The 23,673-nt window shown below is 53.5% G+C and carries 25 protein-coding genes; 9 read left to right on the top strand and 16 right to left on the bottom strand.

Features of this window, described 5'->3' with window-relative positions:
- Window positions 1-16: 16 nt before the first annotated feature.
- On the top strand, window positions 17-604 hold the full coding sequence (locus ACR0B0_RS20095; RefSeq protein WP_170352023.1) for a hypothetical protein: 588 nt from the start codon (window positions 17-19) through the stop codon (window positions 602-604).
- A 77-nt stretch (window positions 605-681) separates the two neighbouring features.
- Window positions 682-2,232, top strand: a complete 1,551-nt coding sequence (locus tag ACR0B0_RS20090) for a polyamine aminopropyltransferase (protein WP_170352024.1) — start codon at window positions 682-684, stop codon at window positions 2,230-2,232.
- 250 nt (window positions 2,233-2,482) lie between these two features.
- Here the strand turns inward: ACR0B0_RS20090 and otnC are convergent, their stop codons facing one another.
- From otnC to ACR0B0_RS20055, 7 genes are read right to left on the bottom strand one after another with little or no spacing between them, the layout of a single operon-like run.
- The gene (gene otnC / locus ACR0B0_RS20085; RefSeq protein WP_480649311.1) at window positions 2,483-3,124 is read right to left on the bottom strand and encodes a 3-oxo-tetronate 4-phosphate decarboxylase; all 642 of its coding nucleotides are present in this window, start codon (window positions 3,122-3,124) and stop codon (window positions 2,483-2,485) included.
- Window positions 3,121-4,398, bottom strand: a complete 1,278-nt coding sequence (gene otnK / locus ACR0B0_RS20080) for a 3-oxo-tetronate kinase (RefSeq protein ID WP_480649309.1) — start codon at window positions 4,396-4,398, stop codon at window positions 3,121-3,123. The genes otnC and otnK overlap by 4 nt, the downstream gene beginning before the upstream one ends.
- Window positions 4,395-5,192: an N-acyl homoserine lactonase family protein gene (locus ACR0B0_RS20075; protein WP_480638645.1), complete on the bottom strand. Its 798-nt coding sequence runs from the start codon at window positions 5,190-5,192 to the stop codon at window positions 4,395-4,397. The genes otnK and ACR0B0_RS20075 overlap by 4 nt, the downstream gene beginning before the upstream one ends.
- Entirely contained in the window at window positions 5,189-5,476 is a 288-nt protein-coding gene (locus ACR0B0_RS20070) for a putative quinol monooxygenase (protein ID WP_480638644.1), read from the bottom strand. The genes ACR0B0_RS20075 and ACR0B0_RS20070 overlap by 4 nt, the downstream gene beginning before the upstream one ends.
- A complete protein-coding gene (locus ACR0B0_RS20065; protein ID WP_480649307.1) occupies window positions 5,476-6,987 on the bottom strand; it encodes a tripartite tricarboxylate transporter permease in 1,512 nt (503 codons plus the stop codon). The genes ACR0B0_RS20070 and ACR0B0_RS20065 overlap by 1 nt, the downstream gene beginning before the upstream one ends.
- Window positions 6,988-6,991: 4 nt before the next feature.
- Complete coding sequence (locus ACR0B0_RS20060; protein WP_480644830.1) at window positions 6,992-7,741, bottom strand: hypothetical protein; 750 nt, start codon at window positions 7,739-7,741, stop codon at window positions 6,992-6,994.
- Window positions 7,742-7,798: 57 nt separating this feature from the next.
- Window positions 7,799-8,806 carry a Bug family tripartite tricarboxylate transporter substrate binding protein gene (locus ACR0B0_RS20055; protein ID WP_480649305.1) on the bottom strand — a complete coding sequence of 336 codons (1,008 nt, stop codon included), beginning with the start codon at window positions 8,804-8,806 and terminating at the stop codon, window positions 7,799-7,801.
- 135 nt (window positions 8,807-8,941) lie between these two features.
- Between ACR0B0_RS20055 and ACR0B0_RS20050 the strand changes: the two genes are divergently transcribed.
- The 6 genes from ACR0B0_RS20050 (at window position 8,942) to ACR0B0_RS20025 (ending at window position 15,358) form a co-directional block, all read left to right on the top strand.
- The gene (locus tag ACR0B0_RS20050; RefSeq protein WP_480649303.1) at window positions 8,942-10,030 is read left to right on the top strand and encodes an isocitrate/isopropylmalate dehydrogenase family protein; all 1,089 of its coding nucleotides are present in this window, start codon (window positions 8,942-8,944) and stop codon (window positions 10,028-10,030) included.
- Window positions 10,027-11,058 carry a Gfo/Idh/MocA family protein gene (locus tag ACR0B0_RS20045; protein WP_480649301.1) on the top strand — a complete coding sequence of 344 codons (1,032 nt, stop codon included), beginning with the start codon at window positions 10,027-10,029 and terminating at the stop codon, window positions 11,056-11,058. The genes ACR0B0_RS20050 and ACR0B0_RS20045 overlap by 4 nt, the downstream gene beginning before the upstream one ends.
- The gene (locus ACR0B0_RS20040; protein WP_170352034.1) at window positions 11,055-11,732 is read left to right on the top strand and encodes a GntR family transcriptional regulator; all 678 of its coding nucleotides are present in this window, start codon (window positions 11,055-11,057) and stop codon (window positions 11,730-11,732) included. Before ACR0B0_RS20045 ends, ACR0B0_RS20040 begins: the two co-directional genes overlap by 4 nt.
- 215 nt (window positions 11,733-11,947) lie before the next feature.
- On the top strand, window positions 11,948-13,048 hold the full coding sequence (locus ACR0B0_RS20035; RefSeq protein WP_170414921.1) for an Acg family FMN-binding oxidoreductase: 1,101 nt from the start codon (window positions 11,948-11,950) through the stop codon (window positions 13,046-13,048).
- A complete protein-coding gene (locus tag ACR0B0_RS20030) occupies window positions 13,038-13,487 on the top strand; it encodes a MarR family winged helix-turn-helix transcriptional regulator (protein WP_480649299.1) in 450 nt (149 codons plus the stop codon). The genes ACR0B0_RS20035 and ACR0B0_RS20030 overlap by 11 nt, the downstream gene beginning before the upstream one ends.
- A 338-nt stretch (window positions 13,488-13,825) precedes the next feature.
- The gene (locus ACR0B0_RS20025; protein ID WP_480649297.1) at window positions 13,826-15,358 is read left to right on the top strand and encodes a phospholipase D family protein; all 1,533 of its coding nucleotides are present in this window, start codon (window positions 13,826-13,828) and stop codon (window positions 15,356-15,358) included.
- A gap of 103 nt (window positions 15,359-15,461) precedes the next feature.
- On the opposite strand, the gene ACR0B0_RS20020 is transcribed toward ACR0B0_RS20025, so the two are convergent.
- The 7 genes from ACR0B0_RS20020 to ACR0B0_RS19990 form a co-directional block, all read right to left on the bottom strand.
- Entirely contained in the window at window positions 15,462-15,962 is a 501-nt protein-coding gene (locus tag ACR0B0_RS20020) for a CIA30 family protein (protein WP_480649295.1), read from the bottom strand.
- Between the two features lie 65 nt (window positions 15,963-16,027).
- Window positions 16,028-16,480 (bottom strand): TspO/MBR family protein, encoded by a 453-nt coding sequence (locus ACR0B0_RS20015; protein WP_480649293.1) that lies wholly within the window; start codon window positions 16,478-16,480, stop codon window positions 16,028-16,030.
- Window positions 16,481-16,493: 13 nt separating this feature from the next.
- Complete coding sequence (locus tag ACR0B0_RS20010; RefSeq protein WP_480649291.1) at window positions 16,494-16,997, bottom strand: aggregation factor core; 504 nt, start codon at window positions 16,995-16,997, stop codon at window positions 16,494-16,496.
- Between the two features lie 134 nt (window positions 16,998-17,131).
- Window positions 17,132-17,515 carry a nuclear transport factor 2 family protein gene (locus ACR0B0_RS20005; RefSeq protein ID WP_170352040.1) on the bottom strand — a complete coding sequence of 128 codons (384 nt, stop codon included), beginning with the start codon at window positions 17,513-17,515 and terminating at the stop codon, window positions 17,132-17,134.
- Between the two features lie 145 nt (window positions 17,516-17,660).
- Window positions 17,661-18,041, bottom strand: a complete 381-nt coding sequence (locus tag ACR0B0_RS20000) for a VOC family protein (protein ID WP_170352041.1) — start codon at window positions 18,039-18,041, stop codon at window positions 17,661-17,663.
- Window positions 18,038-19,054, bottom strand: a complete 1,017-nt coding sequence (locus ACR0B0_RS19995) for a zinc-binding alcohol dehydrogenase family protein (RefSeq protein ID WP_170352042.1) — start codon at window positions 19,052-19,054, stop codon at window positions 18,038-18,040. Before ACR0B0_RS19995 ends, ACR0B0_RS20000 begins: the two co-directional genes overlap by 4 nt.
- Window positions 19,055-19,080: 26 nt before the next feature.
- Window positions 19,081-19,371 (bottom strand): putative quinol monooxygenase, encoded by a 291-nt coding sequence (locus ACR0B0_RS19990; protein WP_170352043.1) that lies wholly within the window; start codon window positions 19,369-19,371, stop codon window positions 19,081-19,083.
- Between the two features lie 104 nt (window positions 19,372-19,475).
- Between ACR0B0_RS19990 and ACR0B0_RS19985 the strand changes: the two genes are divergently transcribed.
- Window positions 19,476-20,363, top strand: coding sequence for a LysR family transcriptional regulator (locus tag ACR0B0_RS19985; RefSeq protein WP_170352044.1), 888 nt, complete (start codon window positions 19,476-19,478; stop codon window positions 20,361-20,363).
- Window positions 20,364-20,395: 32 nt separating this feature from the next.
- Here ACR0B0_RS19985 and ACR0B0_RS19980 read toward each other — a convergent pair whose 3' ends face one another.
- Together ACR0B0_RS19980 and ACR0B0_RS19975 are read right to left on the bottom strand one after the other, a co-directional pair.
- Window positions 20,396-21,301: a haloalkane dehalogenase gene (locus ACR0B0_RS19980; protein WP_170352045.1), complete on the bottom strand. Its 906-nt coding sequence runs from the start codon at window positions 21,299-21,301 to the stop codon at window positions 20,396-20,398.
- A gap of 254 nt (window positions 21,302-21,555) precedes the next feature.
- A complete protein-coding gene (locus tag ACR0B0_RS19975; protein ID WP_480649289.1) occupies window positions 21,556-23,445 on the bottom strand; it encodes an SLC13 family permease in 1,890 nt (629 codons plus the stop codon).
- Window positions 23,446-23,673: the final 228 nt, after the last annotated feature.

The following is a 23,673-nucleotide window of genomic DNA, read 5'->3' as shown; positions in this document are numbered from 1 at the left end:
ATCAATAGGAGAAGTTATGTTTGGAAACATTAAGACGATAGCCATTGTTGGCGTTGTGGGCTTTGTGGCCTATTCGATGTTTTTTAGTTCGAAGTCCGAGCAAACCGCCGATCTTGGGCAGGTTCTGGACCGGACCGAATTCGCGATCAACCAGTATCAGGAATACCTGGAAGCCAACAGCATCGCCGAAGCATCTGACGAGCAGGTGGATGAGTTCACCGGATATCTGACTCAGGTCATGAACTCGGACCCGCGCTTTTATGACGAACCGCTGGGCATGGAGGTTCTGTCTGACGCCAAATTCTCGGGTTTTGTCGATCCGAACGCAAATGGCACGCGCGACTCGAGCGAGGGTGAGATTTTCACAATCGAGATTGACGAGGCCAACAACCGCCTGATCGCCACCGACACCACCGGCCAATCCGCGGGCTTGCGGTTCTCGGGGGCGGGATTCCTGGCGGGGGCTCTGATCGGCAACCTGATCAGCCGCCAACGCTCGGCCGGCATTACCGCGTCCAGCTTCAACAACCGGTCAGTGACACCGCGCAACAGCTACTCGGCCCCGCGCAGCGCCCGCTCGGGCGGTTTGCGCGCCGGTAAATAAGACGCCGCGACTACACCAAACCCCACTCAGACCCGGCGCGTTATCAGTGCCGGGTCTTCCCGTTTTCGGATTTTGAAATGACTGATACTCTGACACCGCGTTACACGGCGCTGCCCCGGCGGCAGGCGATGGTTCTTCTTGGCGCAATCCTTGTTGTTGCCCTTTGTGGCATTGTCTACGAATTGATCATCGGTACGGTGTCCAGCTATCTGCTGGGAAACTCGGTCTATCAGTTCTCACTTACGATCGGGTTTTTTATGTTTGCCATGGGCGTGGGGTCCTATGTGTCCCGTTTTTTCCACGGCAATCTGATCCAGACGTTCATCTGGGTTGAGCTGATACTGGCGCTGATCGGTGGTCTGTGCAGCGTGTCGCTGTTCATGCTTTTTCCTTACGCGCCCTGGTTTTACACGGTGGGTATGTTCACCTTCATCTCGGCCATCGGATTTCTGGTCGGGTTGGAAATACCGCTGCTGATGCGCGTATTGTCGGAAAGCAGTACAACGCGGGAATCCATCGCTGATGTGCTGTCACTAGACTATATCGGTGCGCTTGGGGGATCGGTTCTGTTTCCCATTCTGTTGCTGCCGTCGCTTGGGCTGATTTCATCCTCTTTCGCTATCGGTCTGACCAATGCCATGGTTGGCCTGCTCAGCGTCCTGTGTCTGCGCGACCAACTGGATGCGCCCAAACGGATGCTGGCCTGTGCCATTGGTACCATAGTTTTGTTGTTCGCCCTGACCTTGGTGGCCGGGCGCATCACTGCATTTGCGCAGGATCATCTGTATTTTGATCGCATCGTCTGGCGCAAACAATCGCAGTATCAGTCGCTGGTCGTTACCAATACTTGGCAAAAAAACGACGTGCGCCTGTACATTGATGGCCATCTGCAATTCGCTGAAACCGACGAATACCGCTATCACGAAGCGTTGGTCCACCCTGCCTTGTCCTGGGGGGATAGCACCCCAAAGTCGGTTCTGGTGCTTGGCGGTGGCGACGGTCTGGCAGTACGTGAAATCCTGAAACACCCCAGCGTTGAGCGTATCGATCTGGTCGATCTTGACCCAGCGATGACCGACCTGGGGCGCAATCTGGCCCCCGTCGCACGTCTGAATGACAACAGCATGGAGGCATCCATACTAAACGTTCACAACACCGACGCTTTCAACTATGTCAAATCCACCGATCAGATCTATGACCGGATCATCATCGACTTTCCCGATCCTCATAGCGAGGCGCTTTCAAAACTGTATTCGGTCGAGTTCTACGCCATGGTTCAGGGCATTCTGTCCCAAAACGGCGTTCTGGTGACACAAAGCAGCTCACCTTTCTTTTCCCCCCATACCTATTGGACGATATCGGAAACCCTGTCCGAGATGTTCCCGCAGGTGGTGAACTATCAGATGTCGATCCCTTCTTTCGGGGTTTGGGGTTACAACCTTGCGACCAATGAACCCGCATCTACACTGGGGGATCTGCCCGAGGGTCTGAGGTTTATAACGCCAGAGGTTTTTTTGGCCGCGCAGGTATTTCCCAGCGACATGTTGCCCAGACGCGAGCTTGCAGTGAATTCCATCTTTGACCCCGGCATCTATCAGGAATACGCCCGCGACGTGTCCGGCTATTGAGCCTGGACGCCAAGTGAATGTCGTCCACCTCTCAGATCAGGTCTAACAAGCGGGCGCTGTCGAAAAAGGTCTGCATAGTCAGAGATTCTGAACTAACCCAGAGACTGTAGGTGCTCTTCTAACGCTGCATTACCGCCATTGATTTCATTAAAGACAATTCTTGAAGTTCGACCATATTTCTGCGCGATATTTGCTCATAACTCTGCACGATTTACCCAAAAGTCTGCGCACTCCACTTTTCGGTGCCGGATTAAATCCTTCCGAAAGTCTCTTTGAGTTCTGCGACTTGAGCTACATCCAGCAACCGGGTTGGCAGGCCCTGCAAAGCCACTAGTAGCTTGGCTGTTTCTTCTAACTCTTCTGCTGCACAGACCGCTGAGAAGAGATCCTTTCCCGAGACGACGGGACCGTGATTGGCCAACAGAACCGCACTATACTTGCCGCCCAGTTCGCGGATCAAGTAACCGGATTTCGGGTCGCCTGGCTTGATGTATGGAACCAGTTTGACAGTGCCGACGCGCATCACCACGTACGGCGTAAGCGGCGGAATACAGTCATTGGGATCGGTGTCTTCCAGACACGACAGAGCAGTGGCCCAGGTCGAGTGCAGATGAACCACAGCGCCCGCTTCCGGCCGCGTGTCATAGAAGGCTTGATGCAGAAAAACCTCTTTGGTCGGCTTGTCGCCGGAAACGTGGCTGCCATCCAAACCAATCTTGGCGATGCGCTCGGGGTCGATATCGCCCAAGGTGGAATTCGTTGGCGTCATGAGGATCCCGTCATGTAAACGCGCGGAGACATTGCCCGCCGTGCCGACGGAAAAACCACGCGCAAACAGCGATGCACACAGTTCCGACATCTGCCGTCGCAGTGTCTGTTCTTCAGAACTCATTTACCGGACTCCATCATTCTGAGGGCCTTCGCGAAAAAGTCCGGAGCGCCGAAGTTTCCAGACTTTAGAGCCAGCGCAATGGGTTCAGTCTTTCCAACGCTCAAGACTGGCACGCCCGGGTCGATCTCTGGCCCAATTGACATGGCCGGTGAACCCAATGCCTCAGAGACGGCCTTGGCGACAGCGCCTGACGTCTCTCCTCCGGCCACGACAAGGCGCTTATAACCCGTTTGGGCAAGTTCTCGTGCTGTTTCCGCAAAGAGATTGTCCAGCCTGTCCGCTACTGCTTCTTGACCGAATTGACTTTGGATCGCACGCACCTCTTCCGGGCTTCCTGATGAGTAAGCGAGAGGGGACTCTCCTGAATGCGTTTCAAAGAAATCCAGAAGCGTTTGCGTAGTCACATCCCCGGACATAACACCCGGAACATCGATGGCGAACGTCGGATTGGATTCCGCATGAACATCGATCTGCCCGCGTGTCGTACCTGAACATGATCCTGCAAGGATAGCGGCAGGCCCAGAGATACCTGTGAACACAATGCCACCTCTTTTGGACGAAGCTTTTCTGACGAAGTTTCTGGGTAGACCCAATGCTATCCCGGATCCCCCGGTAATCAGCTGGGCATCCATCAGTGCCTCGCCCCAGGCCAGCAAATCCTCGTCCGAAATCGCATCACCGATTACAAAGCGTTCGTCTGCGATCTGCAACGCATCAGCAATCGCCTCTGGCCCTTGCTTCACGGTGCCAACTGGAACCAACCCAACCGCCTCTTTGGCCTGGTGCTGCAACCAACGCCTGATGTTCGCATCCGTCATCGGAGTAAGAGGGTGATTTTCCATCCCAGACTCGTGCAATAGCTTGCCGAGCACAAAAAGATGGCCGTGATAGATGGTACGCCCCGTGGTGGGAAAGGCCGGACAGAAAACCACCTTCTGCGCGTCCAGTTCGTTGGCAAGCGCTTCCGCGACCGGGCCGATGTTTCCTTCATTAGTGGAATCGAATGTCGAGCAGTATTTAAAAATGAACTGCTGGCATCCTTGATCCTTAAGCCACCGCAGAGCTTGCAAGCTGTCTGCTACGGCTTCCTCAATAGGTGCGGTGCGGCTCTTAAGTGAGACCACACCCGCTTCGATCTCTTTGTCGGCTGGGGTAGTTGGAATACCCGGAAACTGAGCCGTTCGTAATCCACCTTCCGGCTCAACACCTTTCGCCAAGGTGTTTGCGACATCACTTGCACCAGTAAAATCGTCCGCTATGACACCGATTTTCATAGTTCAATGTCCCGCGTCGGCCCTGGATCCAGCCTATGGATATGCGGTGCCGCGCCCACGGGAAATACCTCACGCACAAGTGGATCATGGCCGGGCACGATAAGCCTAGAATGCGAAGCCAACCTCTCAAGTGTCTCGAAACCATCCATCATGTCTTGCAGGTCGACGACGATAGGAAAGGCTTTGCGTGCCATGAAATTCTCGTAATAGTGCGAGGCGTCAGAGGCGAGTACCATCCACCCGGCCGCCGTTCTTACGCGAACGCATTGCAACCCGCGCGAATGCCCTCCGATGCAGTGCACCGTTACCCCATCTGCAATCTCGGCTTCTCCATCGTAGAACACGACCTTGCCTGAATAGAGACGCTTTACGACCTCGCAGACATGGCCAGCCGTGAAAGGCGCACGCAGGTGATCCTGGCACATGCATGGACCTGTGGCGAAGGCCATTTCCGCCGACTGCATGTGCAATTTCGCGTTAGGGAACAAATGCAGCCCCCCTGCATGGTCATAATGAAGGTGGGTCACGATGACCTCAGTCACCGCTTCTGGCATAATGTCTAAAGGGCTTAGAGCCTCGCGAGGGTCCATCGCGATGGGACGACCACGTGCGGCGGCCTCATCGGAGTCATAACCGGTATCGACCAGAACGACTTTGTTACCGCGTTTGAGCACCCAAACGAAATAATCCATCGCGTGAGGAGCGTCATGATTATCATCGACAATGAAGCTATCGGCTCGCGTCCGGGCGTTGCGATCCGCGTATTTCACGGCATGGATTTCCCAATCGTTCATCGGATGACCTCGGAATACTGGTGAACTACCTTGGTGGCGATCATATCAGCCACTGCCGCATCGAAGGACTGAAAATGCGCGCTTTCTAGGTGGGCAGAGAACGCCGCGCTGTCCTCATAAACCTCATAAAGAAAAACTGTCTCGGGATCGTCGCCGAGGCACACGTCAAACTGTTGGCATCCGGGTTCTTCACGCAACGAGGTTGAAGCGTTTTTGACCATCAGCGGTAGAAAAGTGTCTCTCGTACCGGGTTTGAGAGTGAAAGTGACAGTGACTACAAACATCAGACAGAAAGTCCTTTCAGGCGTGAGAAAGCGCGCTTTGCAACGGGCAGCTGGCTGAGGATCAGACCAATGTTGAGCACCAGCAGAATGGCCGCACCGGGTCGTGAAAAGAAGACCGAAGGATCCCCATCCGACAGGAACAATGACCGGCGGAAGGTTTCGTCAAACAGGCTGCCCAGAATAACGCCTATCACCAACGGCGCGATTGGGTACTTCATCAGGTTCATGAAGTAGGCAACGGCGCCGACGCCAAGCATCAGGTAGAGATCATTGATACCACCACCGACGCTGAAAGACCCAATTGTTGTCAGAACCATAACGACGGGTAAGAAGATGGTCTGCGGGATGGCAAGTATTTTGATGAATACCCGAGCGGTGAACAGGCCCATCAAGAACATTGTCAGGGAGGCCAGCACTAAAATTGCAACCACGCGCAAAATGATCTCGGGGTCTATCGTGGGGCCTGGGATCACGTTGTTGATCTTGAAGGCCCCCATCAAAGCCGCGGCGGGTGGCGAACCGGGAATGCCCAACACTAAAAGCGGGATTAGCGCACCACCAATACAGGCGTTGTTTGCAGTCTCGGAGCACAGCAGACCTTCCAATGATCCTTTTCCAAACTTGTCGCCCTCGGCAGATACGGTCTTGCCAACACCGTAGCTGACCCAACCGGCGACATCTTCGCCGACGCCAGGAAGCGCTCCTACCCCAGTTCCAATCACTCCTGACCGGCCAATGGTGGGCAGGTAGCGTCGGATGGAGCGTAGGTTCGGAAGGATTCGACCCTTTAGGGCTACAACTTTCCCAGCCTCAACGTGCCTCAAACCGTCGATAATTTGGGGGATGGCAAAGGCACCCATCAAAACTGGCACGACCTGAAATCCGCTCATCAGGTAAGACCAGCCGAAGGTATAGCGCGGCTCAGACAACAGAGGGTCAAGTCCCACCATGGACATCGCAAGCCCGATCAGACCGGCGATCCATCCCTTAATCACCAGGTCTTCGCTCATCAAAGTGCCCGAAAGCAGAATGCCGAAAAGGGCCAGCAGTGCTTTCTCTGGGCTTGCGATGTTCTTTGAAACCAAAAGCAGCGCCCAGACAAAAATCAAAAGCGTGATGGTCCCGATAACTGTGCCAATGAAACTGGCCGTCGTGGTCAGCCCAAGTGCTTCACCCCCTCGACCCGCTTTAGCCAGTGGGTAGCCATCCATGGCTGTCGCCGCGCTGGCTGCTGTGCCCGGAATGTTCAGCAGAATAGACGGGTAAGAGCCGCCGTAAATCGCGCCGACATAGGCCCCGAGCAAAGCGATGAGCGAATAGTCCAGCGGGATTTTGTTGCCGAAGAAACCCGTCAAGATCGTCACTGCCAGGGTTGCCGTAAGGCCGGGCAATGCGCCGAATGTGATGCCCAGGAATACGGATGCGATCAAATACAGATAGGTCAGCGGGTCCACTGCCAGACCCACGAATGCAGTCCCAAATCCAGCTAGTTGCGAAAGAATAAAGTCCATCCGGTCAGTCTTTCCATAGCGGACGAAGCGTCACGTAGTAGTGGTATTCGATTTGCTTGAAGATCAGCCCGCCGCGCGCGGGCACGTTCTGCCGGAAAACAAAGGCCATCGCACAAACGAGGATGAGCGGGGCAAGTATTGCCACCAATGGAACGAACCGCAAAACGCGTTCAGAAGCCGCTTTGGTCAACACCACTAGTGTTAACGCGACCCACAAGGCTAGTGTAAACCAATCATCACCATGTGCATTCCAAACCACCTGTGCAGGAAAGAAGATGAATGCAAACAAACCGGCAGCGACAACTGCGATACAGGCCACCAAAGCACGCTGAGAATGGCCGCCGTAGTACCCGTAGGTCAAAGCTGTAATCAGCAACCCAGAACACAGAATGAAGTCCACTCTGGGGACCAGTCCCACGACATATGCAAGAAGGATCAGGCCGATTGTTGATGCTCGATAGGCTTCCGACCTATCCCATCCGATCCCCAAAGCACTGAGCGCGTTTTGGGCTCCACCTGAGCGGATCGAAATAGCTAGCAAGACGAAGGACAACACAAGCAATCCACCGAAGATGAACAGCGGTACAATTGCAGCCGAGTTGTACCAGTCCGACCCACTGACACCTGCGCGGTTTTCACCCCAAAGGGGGATGTCCGACGTCTTCCAAAGGAAAAAGGTGGAAATTGCTATCAGACCAATCGAGGCCCAGAAATCGCGCGCCCGCATGATCAGTGTATCGTCAGGTTTGTCCATTGCCTGCCTCTTGTCGGAAAGGGCGCGATTATGCGCGCCCTTTCAAATGTGATCGGATTATGGCTTCTCGATACCCAGCGACGCCGGATCGACGGTTGCGGCACCCAAATCTTGTAAGGTGTAGGCAAAGGTAGCTTCGAGGTTCGCAAACAGCTCTTGAGCTTCTTCGCCGTGTTGACCACCGACATCATAATTGTTTGCAGAGGCCCATTCAGCGACGGTGTCGGAGGCAATCGCTTGCTCGAAGGCATCACCAAGCGCGGCCTTTACGTCGTCCCCCGCTGAACTGTGAACTGCAAACCCGATGGCCTGCTTGAGTGGCAAATACTGATCGAGACCGTCATAGATGCCAAAGGCAGAAGGCACTGTTGCCCCTGCAATCTGCGCATCTTCGGGTGTCAACATCGCAAGCGGTTTAAGTTGACCGCCTTCGATCAACGGGGCCTGTTCAGCTAGAGAAGTCACAACCAACGCGACTTCACCTGCTATTGCTGCCTCCTGCCCGGGCGCTGAACCTTTGTATGGAACAAACTTGAATTCTGCACTGGACCCCTTTTCGATAGCCAGAAGGTTCAAGTGGTGGATCGAACCTGCGCCGGAAGCCGACGCTGGAATGGTCCCAGGAGCAGCTTTTGCGGCGTCGACCAGCTCTTCAAGCGTGTTGTAAGGGCTATCTGCTGGAACCGAGATCAGATCAGGTGATCCGCCAACAATGAACGGATACCAAAAGTCAAATTTCTTATCCCAACCACCCTGCACAGCAGCGGTGACGTTGGACTCTGACAGACCAACCAATGTGTAGCCATCGTCTGGTTGATTCATGACGTAGACCATACCGTTGGAGCCTGCGACACCACCTGTTTGATTGATCACATTGATCGAGACTGGAAGGTGTTTTTCCATCTCGGCCATGATCATTCGGTTGATCGTATCCGTACCTCCTCCGGCCCCCCAGACCACAGCTGTGGTGATATCACGGTAGGGATAATCCTGCGCAACAGCTGCCCCTGCAATCCCGGTCGCCATCACGGCTGCGGCCGCCAACCGCCCTAGCTTTAGTTTCATTTCCAAGTCCTCCCAAACAACTTTGCGTTTATTATTGCATTTATTTGCGTATACATTAAATAATGCATTGTCAACGGACTGTAGTGAAAGCTGCTATCGCGCTATGAATGCGAAACGGGAAGGAAGCGGGCTAAGATGAAGAAAAATTATGATGTAGCAGTGTTCCACGGGGACGGAATCGGCCCGGAAATTATGGCCCCTACGCTTGAAATACTGCACCAGCTTTCGCGCGGCAGTCCTTCATACGAACTGGTGTTTACAGACGCTCCGGCGGGCGCAGGCCACTACGCCAAAACTGGAGAATCGTTTCCGGCTGGGTCACTCGAAACTGCACGCAACGCCGACGCGATTCTGCTATCTGCAATGGGTTTGCCGGACGTTCGCTACCCTGACGGAACCGAGATTTCACCGCAGATCGATCTGCGAAAGCAACTGGGACTTTTCGCTGGTGTACGGCCAGTAAAGGTAAGCAGCGGACAAATGACCCCCTTGGCGCTGCCCACCGGAAAAGAGATCGACTTTGTCTTGATACGCGAGAGCACAGAAGGACTGTTCTTCACCCAAGGCACTGGCGAAGTTACCGAACACGAAGCACGTGAAACTCTGCTGATCACTCGTGAGGTGTCCGAAAAACTGTTCCGTTTCGCGTTTGAACTCGCCCAGAACCGCAAAAGAACCGGGCGCGGTCGGGGTCGAGTTACATGTGTCGACAAAGCTAATGTGTTCCGCGCTTTTGCGTTCTTCAGATCGATGTTTGATACAGAAGCTGCACACCATCCCGAATTGCAGGCAGACCATGCCTATGTTGATGCCACCGCTCTATGGATGGTTCAAAAGCCTTGGGAATTCGATGTATTGGTGACTGAGAACATGTTCGGAGACATCCTCTCCGACCTTGGCGCGGGTCTCATGGGTGGTCTTGGACTGGCTCCGTCAGCGGATATCGGGGTGAATCACGCTGTATTCCAACCCTGCCATGGTTCCGCTCCGGACATTGCGGGACGGGGTATTGCCAATCCTTTTGCGATGATCCTGTCTGCAGCAATGATGCTTGAATGGTTGGGGTTGACCTATGATCATCCAGACCTGTCCAACGACGGTGAACGGTTGAGCGAAGCCGTGGAAAAGGTGACTGCGAACGGACAGAACCTGACGCGTGACTTAGGTGGCACCGCCGGAACGCAGGACGCAGCCGCGTCGGTATTGGAAGCATTGCGGGCATGAATACTCAACAAGCCATCAGGGTCGCGTGTGTGGGTGCGGGGTACTTCAGCAGGTTCCACTACGAAAGCTGGTCCCGAATGCCCGGAGCGGTTCTGATTGCATCCTGCAACCGTGATATCAACAAGGCGAAGGAAACAGGACTGGCCGCTTACGATGATCTGTCAAAAATGCTGGAGGCGGAAGAACCGGATCTCGTGGACATCATCCTTCCGCCTGTGGCGCAGGCCGAGGCAATCCGCTCGGCATTGCGGTTTGGTATCAAGTGGCTGATCTGCCAAAAGCCATTTTGCTTGTCTCTGGATGAAGCTGAGAAGATTGTTTCAGAGGCTGAAGCCGTTGGTGCCACTATTGTAATACACGAGAACTTTCGCTTCCAGCCTTGGTATCGCGCAATCAAAGAGGCGATGGCCGAGGGTCGAATTGGAACACCTCTACAAGCGACTTTCCGACTTCGACCCGGTGACGGACAGGGACCAAGCGCCTACCTAGACCGGCAGCCGTACTTTCAGGATATGCCACGTTTCCTCGTTCATGAAACAGCGGTTCACTGGGTAGACACATTCCGATTTTTATTCGATGCGCCCAGCGCAGTTTATGCGGACTTGCGTCAAGTTAACCCCGTTATCGCGGGCGAGGATGCAGGTTACATCCTGTTTGACCACCCCAACGGTTTGAAAGCTCTGTTCGATGGGAACAGGTGCCTTGACCACAGCGCCGAAAACCTGCGTCAGACCATGGGCGAAGCTCTCGTCGAAGGAACAGATGGATCACTGGTTCTTAACGGCGACGGGTCAGTAGAACTCCGCGCATTTGGAAAACAGGAGCGACAGCAAATTCTACCTCCGAGCGATCATGATGGATTTGGCGGAGATTGCGTCCACGCCTTGCAAAGTCACGTCGTTTCAGGCCTTCTACGGGGCATGCCATTAGAGAACTCGGCCCGAGATTATCTGGACGTGATCCGCATTGAAGAGAAGATCTATCTTTCGGCTGCGGAGGGACGAAAAATCAACCTGGAGACGCCGTGAAGGATCAGGACGCAAAAACTCTTTCCAATACGCAGCGCGCTGTAAGGGACTTGCGGCAGATGATCCTGTCCGGCGAACTTGCCGCCGGGACTGACCATCTGGAGTCGGAACTCGCCGAAACTCTGGGCATGTCCCGCACCCCGATACGGGAAGCTGCGTTGATGTTGGAAAGTAAAGGGTTGCTGGAAATGCGGCCCCGCAAGGGCGTGCGGATACTACCTGTTTCATCAGATGATATGCGTGAAATTTACGACATACTGACGGAACTCGAGAGCCTCGCAGCGCAGCGCGCTGCCGAAGCGGGTTATTCCGAAGATGAACTGGCGGTACTTGCTGGATCAATTGCAAAGATGGACCAAGCCATCGAAGCCGAAGACCTTGAAGCCTGGGCCGAGGCCGACGAGTTGTTTCATCAGGAGCTCGTTCGGTTGGGCGGCAACAAACGGGTCGAAGCGATTGTTGCCATGATGAGCGACCAGGTGCGTCGCGCGCGCGCAACGACGTTGTTCATCAGGCCCCTGCCCGTCAAATCCAATGAAGATCACCGGGTTGTTTTTCAAGCGATTAGTGAAGGTCGTCCAGATGCCGCCCGCGAACGTCATCGAGAACACAGGCTGCAAGCGCAGGCTATGCTTTGCGGGATACTCGAAAAGCATCGGCTCAACAGCCTCTGATCTTCTCGTGTCCGGTCGTTAATCAACTAAAATAACTACCAATTTTCGACATCAAAGGCGCCCCGAATACTTGTCGCCCACGGCAGTCCACGGTTGCGTCCGGCTGTTCTGATTTTCTTTTTTCAAATCACTCAACCAATCACTGCATCGATTGGGGTTGATATGGTACGAATTCGTATTAAATTAGTACGATATCGCACTATTGGAGAGTCAAGATGTCAAACCGAAGACGCTTTCTCAAGATTCTAGGCGGAGGCACGATACTGGCGGCAACGGGCGCGATTGCGTTCCTCGCTACACGCACGCCGCATGACGCGTTGGCTCCGTGGACGCCAAAACCGTATGACGACCCACGCAAAGCCGCTTTGTCCTACGCAATTCTCGCCCCCAATCCACACAACTTGCAACCTTGGCTGGTCGAGTTGGTTGAGCAAGACAGGGTGCGCATCCACCGTGATACAGATCGTGAGCTTCCGGAGACCGATCCTTACCACCGTCAGCTCTATATTGGCCTCGGGGCATTTGTTGAGACGATGGTACTGGCGGCAAGTGCTTTCGGGTTCGATACCGAGGTCAAGTTACTGCCAGATGGGGATGACGGACCCATCGCAGAAGCAGTGTTTGTGCCAGGCGGGACATCCGATCCACTATCAGATCAAATCCTCAAACGGCATTCCAACAAAGAACCGTACACTGAACAGCGGCTGTCCGAGGCGGAAATGTCAGTCCTTGAAAACTACGCCACTCTGATTTCCGATGAGAGTCTAGTGGCCCGTATTCGAGACCTCACGAAACGCGCATTTGAAATCGAGATGCGTACACCGCAGACGCTGAAAGAATCCGTCGACCTCATGCGGATCGGGAAAGCAGAAATCAACGCCAACCCTGACGGGATTGAACTGCGTGATCCCATGTTGGAAACACTGCGACTAGCAGGTCTGTTGGACAATGAGACCCTGATGAACGTTGACCACCCAGGCACTCAGTCACACATGAGAGGCTACTTCGCCATGCTAGACGCGACGCCGCAATACGCGGTCATCACGACGGCTACAAACACGCGAAGCGATCAACTCGATACCGGGCGTCGATTGATGCGTTTTTACCTGAAGACAACCGAAATGGGCCTGGGCGTTCATCCGGTCAGTCAGGCACTGCAGGAATATCCCGAGATGGCCGATGAATACGCTCTGGCGCATGAGCTTCTTGCGCCAACAGGGCACACAGTGCAAATGTTGCTGCGTTTGGGGTATGGGCCCGAACCAATTGCCACACCCCGCTGGCCGCTGGAGACACGAATTCTGAATGAAGCCTGAACATGAGACCAACGAAGTCTACCGGTTCTTCACCGAGGTCGGGATCATCAATCAGTTGATCTCGACCAAGCTAGAAGCGTTCTTACCTGGCAGAATGACCGCAACCCAATTTGGCATATTGGGCCACCTGGTCCGGCGCCGCGAGGGAGAGACGCCACTACAGCTATCGAACGCTTTTCAAGTGCCCAAGACGTCGATGACGCACATGCTCTCCAGTCTTGAAAGTCATGCCTTAATTACCCTTGAAGCCAACCCCAATGACAAGCGTTCAAAAATTGCCCGGTCCACACCGCGAGGCGCGGAGTTTTTGAAAGCTTGTATGGATCGGATGTCGACAGCCCTCGGTCCGGTGATGTCCGAACTCGGGCCTGAGCCGTTTCATGAAACGCTGCCGAATCTGACGCTCATACGCGAAGCTTTAGACAGCGAACGGGACTAAGTAGAACCAGCGCCGCCCAAAGCACGACCTCAAACGATCAGAACACCATGCTATCTGCACCTAGGAGCAGCGACGGCAATCCTCGAGGCAAGATGGGCATGTCGTCAAGTATTGCAATCCACGCGTCACCATCAAATACCACGAGTGGTTGGTTAAATTCCCGCCTATTGGGGAACTGCCAGAGTTCGTTCGAACTAGCGCGCCGTCACAGTCGCCAATCGACAAAGTAGGATGTGCGAAATCAACACCAAAAACGAAACAACCTCAGGCTATATAGAACAAACTTGCAATCGCGTGCTCCGGCGTAGTCACCTAAGGCATAGGGTTGGAGGAAGCAAATGGCGCGATGGAAGTTCCTGGTTTGTGTTTGTTGCGCGCTGGCTCTAGTAGCTTGCGCTCCAAAAACCCGCACATATGAAAAGACGGTATCGGCTTCGCTGCCAGCGACTTCAGGCACAGCTCTGGGCCTGGCGGCCAATCGCCTTGGGAATCCCAAAGACGGTCGGTCAGGCGTCAAGCTAATCAGTGATGGCGAAGAAGCGCTCGTCTCAAGGCTGTTGTTGGCGGCTGCGGCCGAGCGAACGATAGACGCGCAATACTACCTTCTGCACAACGACCCAACGGGTCACCTCTTTGCAGCCAGTCTATTGCAGGCCGCAGATCGGGGTGTTCGTGTCCGATTGTTGCTGGATGACATGGATACGTCCAGCTATGACGCGATGACAGCCGCATTGGACAATCACGAGAATATTGAAATCAGGCTGTTCAATCCGTTTTGGCGCGATCAGAGCCTTTTGTTCGCGGGTCTGACGGACTTCAAACGCATCAACCGCAGAATGCACAACAAGTCCATGACGGCGGACAACGTGTTCACGATAGTGGGTGGCAGAAACATCGGTGCCGAGTATTTTCTGGCGCGGAAAGAAATGAACTATGCCGATCTGGATGTGCTGGCCGCAGGCCCAGTTGTGCGCGAGGTGTCGCAAAGCTTTGACGCATTCTGGAACAGCGAATTCGCCGTTCCGGCTCGTGTGGTCGTTGGAGAACCCCAAGAATTTGACCTTGCTGATGCACGAGTCCGGTTGAACGAACTGGTCGAGGAAGCGAGGCAAACGCAATACGGCGCTGCCCTCAGAAAATCAGCGCAAGAGAACTTCGCGGATGGAGCCCTGTCACTGGATTGGCTGCCTGCGAAACTTTATGCTGATCCGCCCTCGAAAGCCGCCGGCCTCGAGAACTCAGGTCCCGTCCTGGCATCTCAATTGCTTCCGCACTTTGAGAATGCCAGCAGTGAGGTGACCATCGTGTCCGCCTATTTCGTGCCGCGCAACAACGGTGTGAGATGGCTGACCGAACTCGAAAACCGCGGGGTCGACGTAAAGGTTGTGACCAATTCACTTGCATCTAACGACGTCGCACCCGTTTACGCGCACTACGCCAAGAAACGCCGTGCACTTCTACGCGGTGGGGTAGAACTCTACGAACTGCGCCCCGACGCCTATCAGGTCCAACGTCGGGGTATTAACTGGGCTCAATCTCGATCAGGCCTACACTCCAAGGCATTTGCAGTTGATGACCGATACTTGTTCGTAGGGTCGTTCAACTGGGACCCGCGGTCTGTCAACATCAACACCGAAATGGGAATTCTGATTGACTCACCAGCATTGACCGCACGGACTATGGGTGCCTTGGACGACGCGCTACCCGCATACACATATAACGTAACGCTAGAGCACGCCGGTCAGCTTAAATGGACAACAAGAGGCGATGATGGCAACGTCCTTGAGTATGAATCCGAACCGACAGGATCAGCTTGGGATCACATAGTTTCCGGTTTCCTAGGTATTTTACCAATTGGGTCACAGCTTTAGGTTTGTTGACAAGTAATCTGGCCGCGTGTCGCTCTTCTCGGACACGCGTCTACAGCGAATGGGAAACACCCTGACGTATTTCGGGCCATCGTCCAGGCGACCTTCAGTAAAAACCAATCTCGCTGACATCTACACGGGCGTCGTGATCGCGCCCGTAGGCGACAATTCCAACTGAGGTGATTTCGTCAGCGACGGGAATAGAGCGCAACAGGGCACCTGAAGCCTTAAAGTTTGACAAAGGTAAAGAAACCTCGGTCCATTCGTCAGAAGTTTCGAACTCGGCCTGATAGTATTGCCAGGGCAGCACCGTGCCACGTGTTCTGAGGTGAACGAAGTATTGCTCGCCGTTGCCCCGCACCACTAACCTGACGCCTGATACACCCTCATCTGGTCGAACAGGTAACTTGCGTCGGAACTGGATGAAGCCGCCGTTGTTTTCTGTACTCACGGTTCCGGTCAACCGCGCGAATGCAACATCACCTTCCGAATGAAACTGCACCTGCCCTGAAGAGACCCCTCCCATAACGGTGTCGGCAATGTAGTCCCAGCGCGTCTCCGGAGACTTGGAGAAGTCTTCAGTAATTTTTCCATCAGCCTGAGCCATTGTGCATCCGATGATAAATAGACCTGAAACAAGCCCAATGAAGTTGGCACGCATATTGTTCCTTCTCAGTTCAGTATCGCAATGGAAAGGTTCAGCGCCGTGGCAAATGCGACCCACGCGAAGTAAGGCAGGAAGGCCAATGCGGAGACCTGATCTGAATTCCTGACCTGAGCGATGAACATGAAGATTACGGCCAACAACGCGACAATGACCACAAGGGCAAACCACGGCAGTTGCAGTACGAAAAAGGCTGGGAACCACAAAAAGTTCAGACCCATCTGCGCCCACCACAGCTTCATTGCGGTCGAACTTCGGTCTGTTTCGAACTGGCGCCAACCAACCATGGCTATCAAGACATAAAGCACCGTCCAAACCGGACCAAAAATCCAATTTGGTGGATTGAAAGCAGGTTTAGAAAGCTGAGCATACCATTCGCCAGGTGCAGTCAGTGTCCCGATCAGGATGCCGCCTCCCATCACGAGGGCAAGAAATGCTATGCGGACCATCCAGTTCGACATTGTAAGGCAGCTTTCAGCAGTCCTTGGTCGCTACGTTGACAACTGCGTCGGAAGAGAAGGTTGCAGTATTGGTCTCAACTGCGTCGGCATATGACACTGTTGCGCCTTCGATCTCGGACCCGGTTACGGTGATTTCGCGTTGCCCGATTGTATCATCAACATCAATGGTAAAGGCGAGTTTGTCCCCAGCCGCGAGGGCGGCGATCTCAAGTTCAATTGTATTTTGCCCGTCCACCACCAAAGGAAGTTGCCGCAGTGCATCAACACCCTCAACGATTTCAAGCGGCTGGAATACCTCTACGCCTGCGCCATTTTCGGTGACATCGAAAATCAGGCGTCCGGTAGATTGCGACAAGTCAATTTTGAGGGTTGAGGCTTCTACTTCGCACGTTCCGACATTCGTCAGAACAAAACGGTCCTTTGGTGCACCTTCTATGAAGCGAATTTGAACTCCGGCGTGAAGCGAGGTAGCTGCGAAAAGTACGAGGCACACCGCAATAATTCTGGTCGGAAGCATTTTTGTCTCCTTTCGACGGTTCCTGACAAATACGCTCTGGCGGCTTTCTTGGATCAGACTTATGCCCTTTGACTATCGTGCTTCAGCCGACAGGACCTTTCAATGTTCCATGCGCCGCTGTCAGAACAGTTAAGTCAAAACATGCCGTTTTCATTCTCGCTGTTTGCCGGAACCTCCTGAAGAACGTCCCAGTGCTCGACAACCTTCCCATCGACATCCAGGCGAAAAATATCGATCCCTGCGTACTCGAGACCATCGGGCCAGATTTGGTGGCAATGCAAAACAACGTGGTCGTCTTCAGCAAAGGCACGTTTGATATCCACACGCTTTCCCGGGTATTCGGCAGCCATACGCTCGAAGTACTCGACAAAGGCTTGCTTGCCGTCGCCAACATGCGGGTTGTGCTGCGTATAGGTTTCCCCAACAAAGATCTCTATGGCCTCGGCAGGTCGACACTCGTTGAACATCATTTCGTAGAAAGCGATGACGTTTTTCTTGTTTGTTTTGAGGTCCGGCATACTGATCTCCAAATCGACATTTGCACCGCCCAAAAAATGTTGGCCCACGCAAGTCTTGGAAGCAACCCGGCAAGGACCTCAATCCCTAATCGGCAAGAAGTTACCGGCTTGATTTTGCGTTGCGACTATTTCGCGGGTTAGCCACTTATTCAGTTTCTTCAAAGTCTATGTGAATGTGATTTCCATCAGGATCGGCCACATGGATTTGGATCATTCGGGATCCCGGGACTTCGGATTTGCGATACTGGATCTGACACGAGATCAGTTTTTCTTCGAATGCTCTCAACCCTGTGGCTGAGAGCGCAAAATGCTCGAGCTTGAGCTTCACTTCGGAGCCGACATTAGGCGTTCCTTCGTGACCCACAAGGTGAACCACGGCGTGATCACCCGCATACAACCAAGCTCCGGGAAACGGAAAATCAGGGCGGGCCCCGAGTTTTAAACCCAAGACCTCTTCATACCAAGTAACCATCTCAGGCAACTTAGTCGTCACGATATTCACATGATCCAGCCGCTCAATTCTCATCTAAAACCCTCAAGCACGAGCTTTCCTTTGGCCTTGCCGCTTTCAAGGATAGTATGCGCTTTCTTTAAGTTTGTAGCATTGATCCTACCAAGTGTATCGGTCGCTGTGGATCTGATCTTTCCGTCATCTATCAACCCGGCGACCTGATTCAGGATTTCGCTTTGACGGTTCATATCTCCAGTCCCAAAAAGCGACCGAGTGTACATGAACTCCCAATGCAATGAGATCGATTTAGGTTTGAACGGCGCGATGTCGAAGGTTTCAGGATCATCAATCAACCCAAAGCGACCTTGAGGTGTCATCACCTCTCCAGCTTGGGAAGCATAAAGCTGGGAATGGTTTGTCGAATAAATGAAATCCACGCTGTCGATACCGAGAGCCTCGAGTTGTGAACCAAAAGGTTCCGCATGGTTGATGACATGGTGTGCACCCAGCTCTCGAACCCAGTCTTGTGTCTCGGGTCGGGACGCCGTCGCTATCACTGTCAATTCAGTAAGAGCCCGGGCCAATTGAATGGTGATCGACCCGACACCGCCTGCGCCACCAATAACCAACAACGTATTGGTCCCGCCGGAAACGGCATCTTGAACTCGCAAGCGGTCGAACAGCATCTCAAAGGCAGTAAGTGTCGTTAGCGGCATCGCCGCAGCTGCTTTTGCAGATATGGACTTTGGCGCTGACCCGACGATACGTTCATCTACCAGATGAAACTCAGCATTGGTCCCCGATCTGTTTATTGCCCCGGCGTACCAAACTGTATCTCCCGGACTGAAAGTCTCAACCGTTTCACCAACTGCTTCGACGATCCCTACTGCGTCCCACCCCAGAATATCAGGTATTGGACCTACAGGAGCACGTTTTTGACGAATTTTCGTATCAACTGGGTTCACTGACACGGCCTGCACCTTCACCAACAAGTCGTGCTCTTTCGGCGTCGGTTTGTCGGCCTCAAAGTCGATTAAGGCGTCCGCCCGATCAATCGACCCTGTCTCAAGGTATCCCACGGCTTTCATAACGTGCTCCTTTGTCCGGTTCTCAATCAACCGATGACTGTCATCTCATTCAACGTGAATTCTGCAACGGCGCCCTCTGTTGCTTCCAGGTAAGCCGCAAGGTGCTGAGCACCCATGTGGGTTTGCCAAAGCTCTCGGCTTTGCCAGTTTTCGTAGAACACGAAATGAGCCGGGTTGTCGTTGTCCTGGTGCAGGTCATAGTTAATGCAACCTTCTTCGGCACGGGTTATGTCGATGAGCTTGATCAGCTCGGCCTTTACGAGGTCAGTCTTGTCGGGGTTAGCTTTGATGTTGGCGACGATTGTCAACTTGGCCATTGGAATAGGTCCCTTGTGTATTTGCGCGATGCGTTAGATTTACGCCGCAGTCTTTTCGGGATAAACGGAGTATAATCGAACATATAATCCGGAAATACCGTTTAATGCATTTAGACAATCTTCGCTTGTTTCTGACCATAGCCGAGAAAGGCAGTCTTGTGGCCGCGGCGCGCGACACAGGGATGTCGAGCACGACAGTGTCCGAGCGGCTCGCGGCTCTCGAGGCACATTACGGAGTGGTTTTGTTCAACCGCACCACCCGTTCCATTAGCCTGACCGAAGAAGGCCGGACACTAGCTAACGGAGCAAGAAGCATACTCAGTGAGGTTGCGGACCTGGATACACTTGTTCGGCACGGTGCCGAAACTCTGTCTGGTCCAATTCGCATAAGCGCGCCGATTGACTTGGGACGGAGCATTGTTTCCAAGGTTATTGCCGAATTCACCGAAGAGAACCCAGCCGTCTCAATCGAACTGTCCCTCTCGGACGGCTATGTCGACCTTGTGGGCCAGGGTTTCGACCTCGCCGTTCGCTTTGGCAACATCACAGACAGCTCGCTCAGGTTGCGAAATCTAGGAAGCTACCAACGTTTCGTATGTGCGTCCCCAAGTTATCTGGCCTCATTCGGAACGCCCGAAAAACCAGAAGATCTATTAATCCACAACTGCTTGGTCATGAGGTTTGGCGACATGATCGACAACGTTTGGGAGTTTGGATCAGGGCCAAATGCCCAGCGCGTATCGGTAAAGGGAAATCGAATAGTCAATGATGGTTCACTCATCCGCGATTGGGCGATTGCAGGCCATGGGGTCGTATTGAAGTCAGAACTGGATGTAGGCGAAGATGTTCGATCTGGCAGACTTGTTTCTGTCTTGCGCGACTTCCTCCCACCGCCGAAACCTTTGCAAATGATGTTTCCGCCTAGCCGAGCCCAACCACGTCGCATAACGGCCTTGGCCGAGCACTTGCGTCGCAAATTTGGTGTGAATTGAGGCAACAGGGGAAGAAACTAGACTGATACCAGCTAGGTTTGCTTAATGAATTTCAAAGTCGCCTGTGCTAGCTCTCTGCCAGCATCTTCTTGAATGAAATGCCCGGCTTTAGGCACAACGGTATGGTTTTGACCAACTGCCCCAGGGATCGACTTTTGGAACACTTTGTCTACTCCCGCCATGACCCTGTCATCTTCTCCAAAAACGGTCAGAAACGGAGTGTTGAGGGTCTTTAGGGTTTTCCATGCGGCTCGGTTGGCTTCTGAAGCTGGGTTGTCGGGTTTGTCGGGCACCAACATTGGAAACTGTCGAGCGCCTGCCAGATAGCGCGCATCCGGGAACGGTGCGTTGTAGGCTGCGACCTCTTCATCGGAAATCTTGGATGTTGTGCCGCCGAATACGATGCGTCCCGAATTAAATTCAGGAACGGATTGCGAGTATTCCCGCCAAGAAAGAAATGCCTCGCCCAAGGGAGTGTCACCGGTGGGCAAGGCCGTGTTTGCCACAACTACCCGATAGAACCGCTCGGGCATACTCGCAACTAGCCGCAAGCCTATGAGTCCGCCCCAGTCTTGGCAAACCAATGTGATGCTCGTTAGGTCAACTTTCCGCAACCACTCGGACATCCAGTCTACATGGCGTTGGTAGGTGTAATCGAACCGCTCAGCTGGCTTGTCCGACCGTCCGAACCCAATCAAATCAGGCGCCAGAACTCGGTGGCCCGCATCTTTGAATAATGGGATCATGTGCCGATACAGGAAACACCAGGTGGGCTCTCCATGCATCAACAATACAGGCGGTGCCTGTGCCGGACCCTCATCCAAATAGTGCAGTCGGAGTCGACCGCCTTCGGTATCATCCACATCAAGATAGTTCGGGCCGAATGCGAAATCTGGCAACCCGTCAAACCGATGGTCAGGTGTTCGAAGGAACTTCATTGTGAACTCTCCAATATGCCGACGGTATTGGCCAAGCAACAGTGATCGATAAAACAAAAACGGTCCAGTACCAGGGTATGTCGGCGTCAGGTTTGCATTTGTTCGCCGCCCTTCTTCTCTTGCTCGCAGCGAAGTTCCATTTGTATAGATCTCGGATCTGCTGCTCCGACAAAAGGATTGGTCTCAAAGGCCTCATCTTGCCAGTTCTTTTGAGCTGAAGCAGAGTTCAGCAATGCGGATCGCCAAGAAGCGCATCAGAAGAAGAGCGCAAGTCCGGTCATTGAGACAACTAAGAAAAGTAGAGTCATGATTCCACCCGAGCGAACGAAATCGACCACCCGGTAGCCTGCCGGGCCCATGATCAACGCGTTCACCTGGTGTGTTGGGATCAAAAATGAGTTGGACGTTGAAATTGCCACGGTGAGAGCAAACACAGCCGGGTTACCACCCGCCGATACGGCAATAGAAACCGCCAGCGGCACCAGCAGAACAGTTGCACCTACGTTGGACATGACCAGCGTGAACGCCGTTGCCAAAACGGCGATTCCTGCTTGCAAAGACCAGAGCGGCCACCCTTTAAGGAGGGCCAACACATGCGCTGCAATCCAATCCGCAGTGCCGGTGTTCTGAACCGCCTGGCCCAACGGGATCAGCGAAGCGAGCAGAAAAACTGTGCTCCAACTGATCGACTCGTAGGCTTCATCAATCGAGAGCACCCGGCTCAAAACCATCCCAATAGCGCCGATCAACAGGCACAATGACAAGCGCAGATCAGAGAACAAAATTAAGCTCAACGCTATTAGGAAGAAGGCGAGCGCCCATCCGACCTTGTGTGGCCGCAACTCTTCCTGGGGAAAGTCCGAGGTTACAACGACGAAATCCCTGTCTGACTTCAGTCGTGTCAGACGATCCCACTGCACGTGCACCACACATGTGTCGCCGGCTTGCAAAGGAACTTGCCCGATATGCGTGGCTGCATGATCCTCGGTTTCAACGTGGCTCAGTGTTTCTTCGCCACGCTGAATGGCTAACAAAGACAACCCATGTGTTTGACGGAGACGCAAATCAATCGGAGTCTGGCCGATCACTGAAGAACCGGGAGGAATAACAACCTCTGCCACCCCTGATTGAGTCGCCGCGAAATCATCTGCAAAGACATCTAGTTGGGGTAGTATCTCTAAGCCGTAAGGCTCAGCGAACTGATGCTCAACCACCCGACGTAAGCCAAGCACTGCGAGCCGCGCCGGGGCTTCGATCTTTGTATCGGCCATCGGCGCGATGACCTTGTGGCCGCGGTAGGATGTACCAAGAATGTAAATATTATGGGCGACCATGACATCCGCGAGCGTTTGTCCAATCAAGATCGAGCCTTCTGGAACACGAATCTCGAACATATCGGCCCTAAGCCCATAGGTGTTTTCTACATAGGTCTGCATGGACCGAGCTGAGCTTGCGTCTTCTCCACGCTCTCGCTGCGCTGGAAGGACCCAACGACCAAATAGCACAAAGTAAAGCACCCCTGTCAGCACCAGCATCACACCGATAGGCGTGACTGAAAACAACCCAAATGTCTCCATTTGTTGGTCAGCCGGAAGGGATGAATTTGCCGAAACGATCAAGTCATTTAACAGGATGAGGGGCGACGACCCGACCAATGTGATCGTACCACCCAGAATCGCGCAAAACCCCATGGGCATAAGCAACCTACTCATTGGGATTTCAGTACGTGCTGAGATGCGGCTCACAACGGGCAGAAAAAGCGCAGCAGCTCCGACGTTCTGCATGAAAGAGCTGATGACACCAACCGTTGTTGAAATTATGGGGATTATCCGGGCCTCTGTCGTGCCACCATTCTTGAGGATCAAGGCCGCGACCTTTGACATAAGTCCAGTCTTATCAAGCCCAGCCCCAATTACCATAACTGCGATGATGGACATCACAGCGTTGGAGGAGAAACCTTCGAAGAGGTTGGAAATATCGGCTAGATTATTTAACCCCGGTAGATAGCTCAGTGCGCCAAGCAAAACCATTACAAGAATTGCTGCAACATCGATCCGTATAATCTCGGTAACAAAAAGTAAGACCGTAAAAGACAATAGACTCAGTACGGCTATCATTTCGTACGTCAGCGTTGGTAATTCCATATCGTACTCCCAACCTAACGTTACCTGACCAGCAGCAAATACGAAGAACCAACTCTGCGCGGCAGATAAGTCCAAAATCTATCACGTCGGCTCACGCAGCTCGTTTTCTCGGACGTGGTATCTGCTGAAACCTGGATTTCGCCAACTCAAAGAGACGCTGAAGATAAACTCAAAAGCCTCTCTTAATCACCGCAATCGGAGGGAAGCAGTCCATTCGTAGACTTGTGA

It is taken from the genome of Ruegeria sp. BA12 (assembly GCF_056539625.1).
Note: the sequence above shows the minus strand (reverse complement) of the source record. Positions and strands in the feature narration are given on the sequence as shown.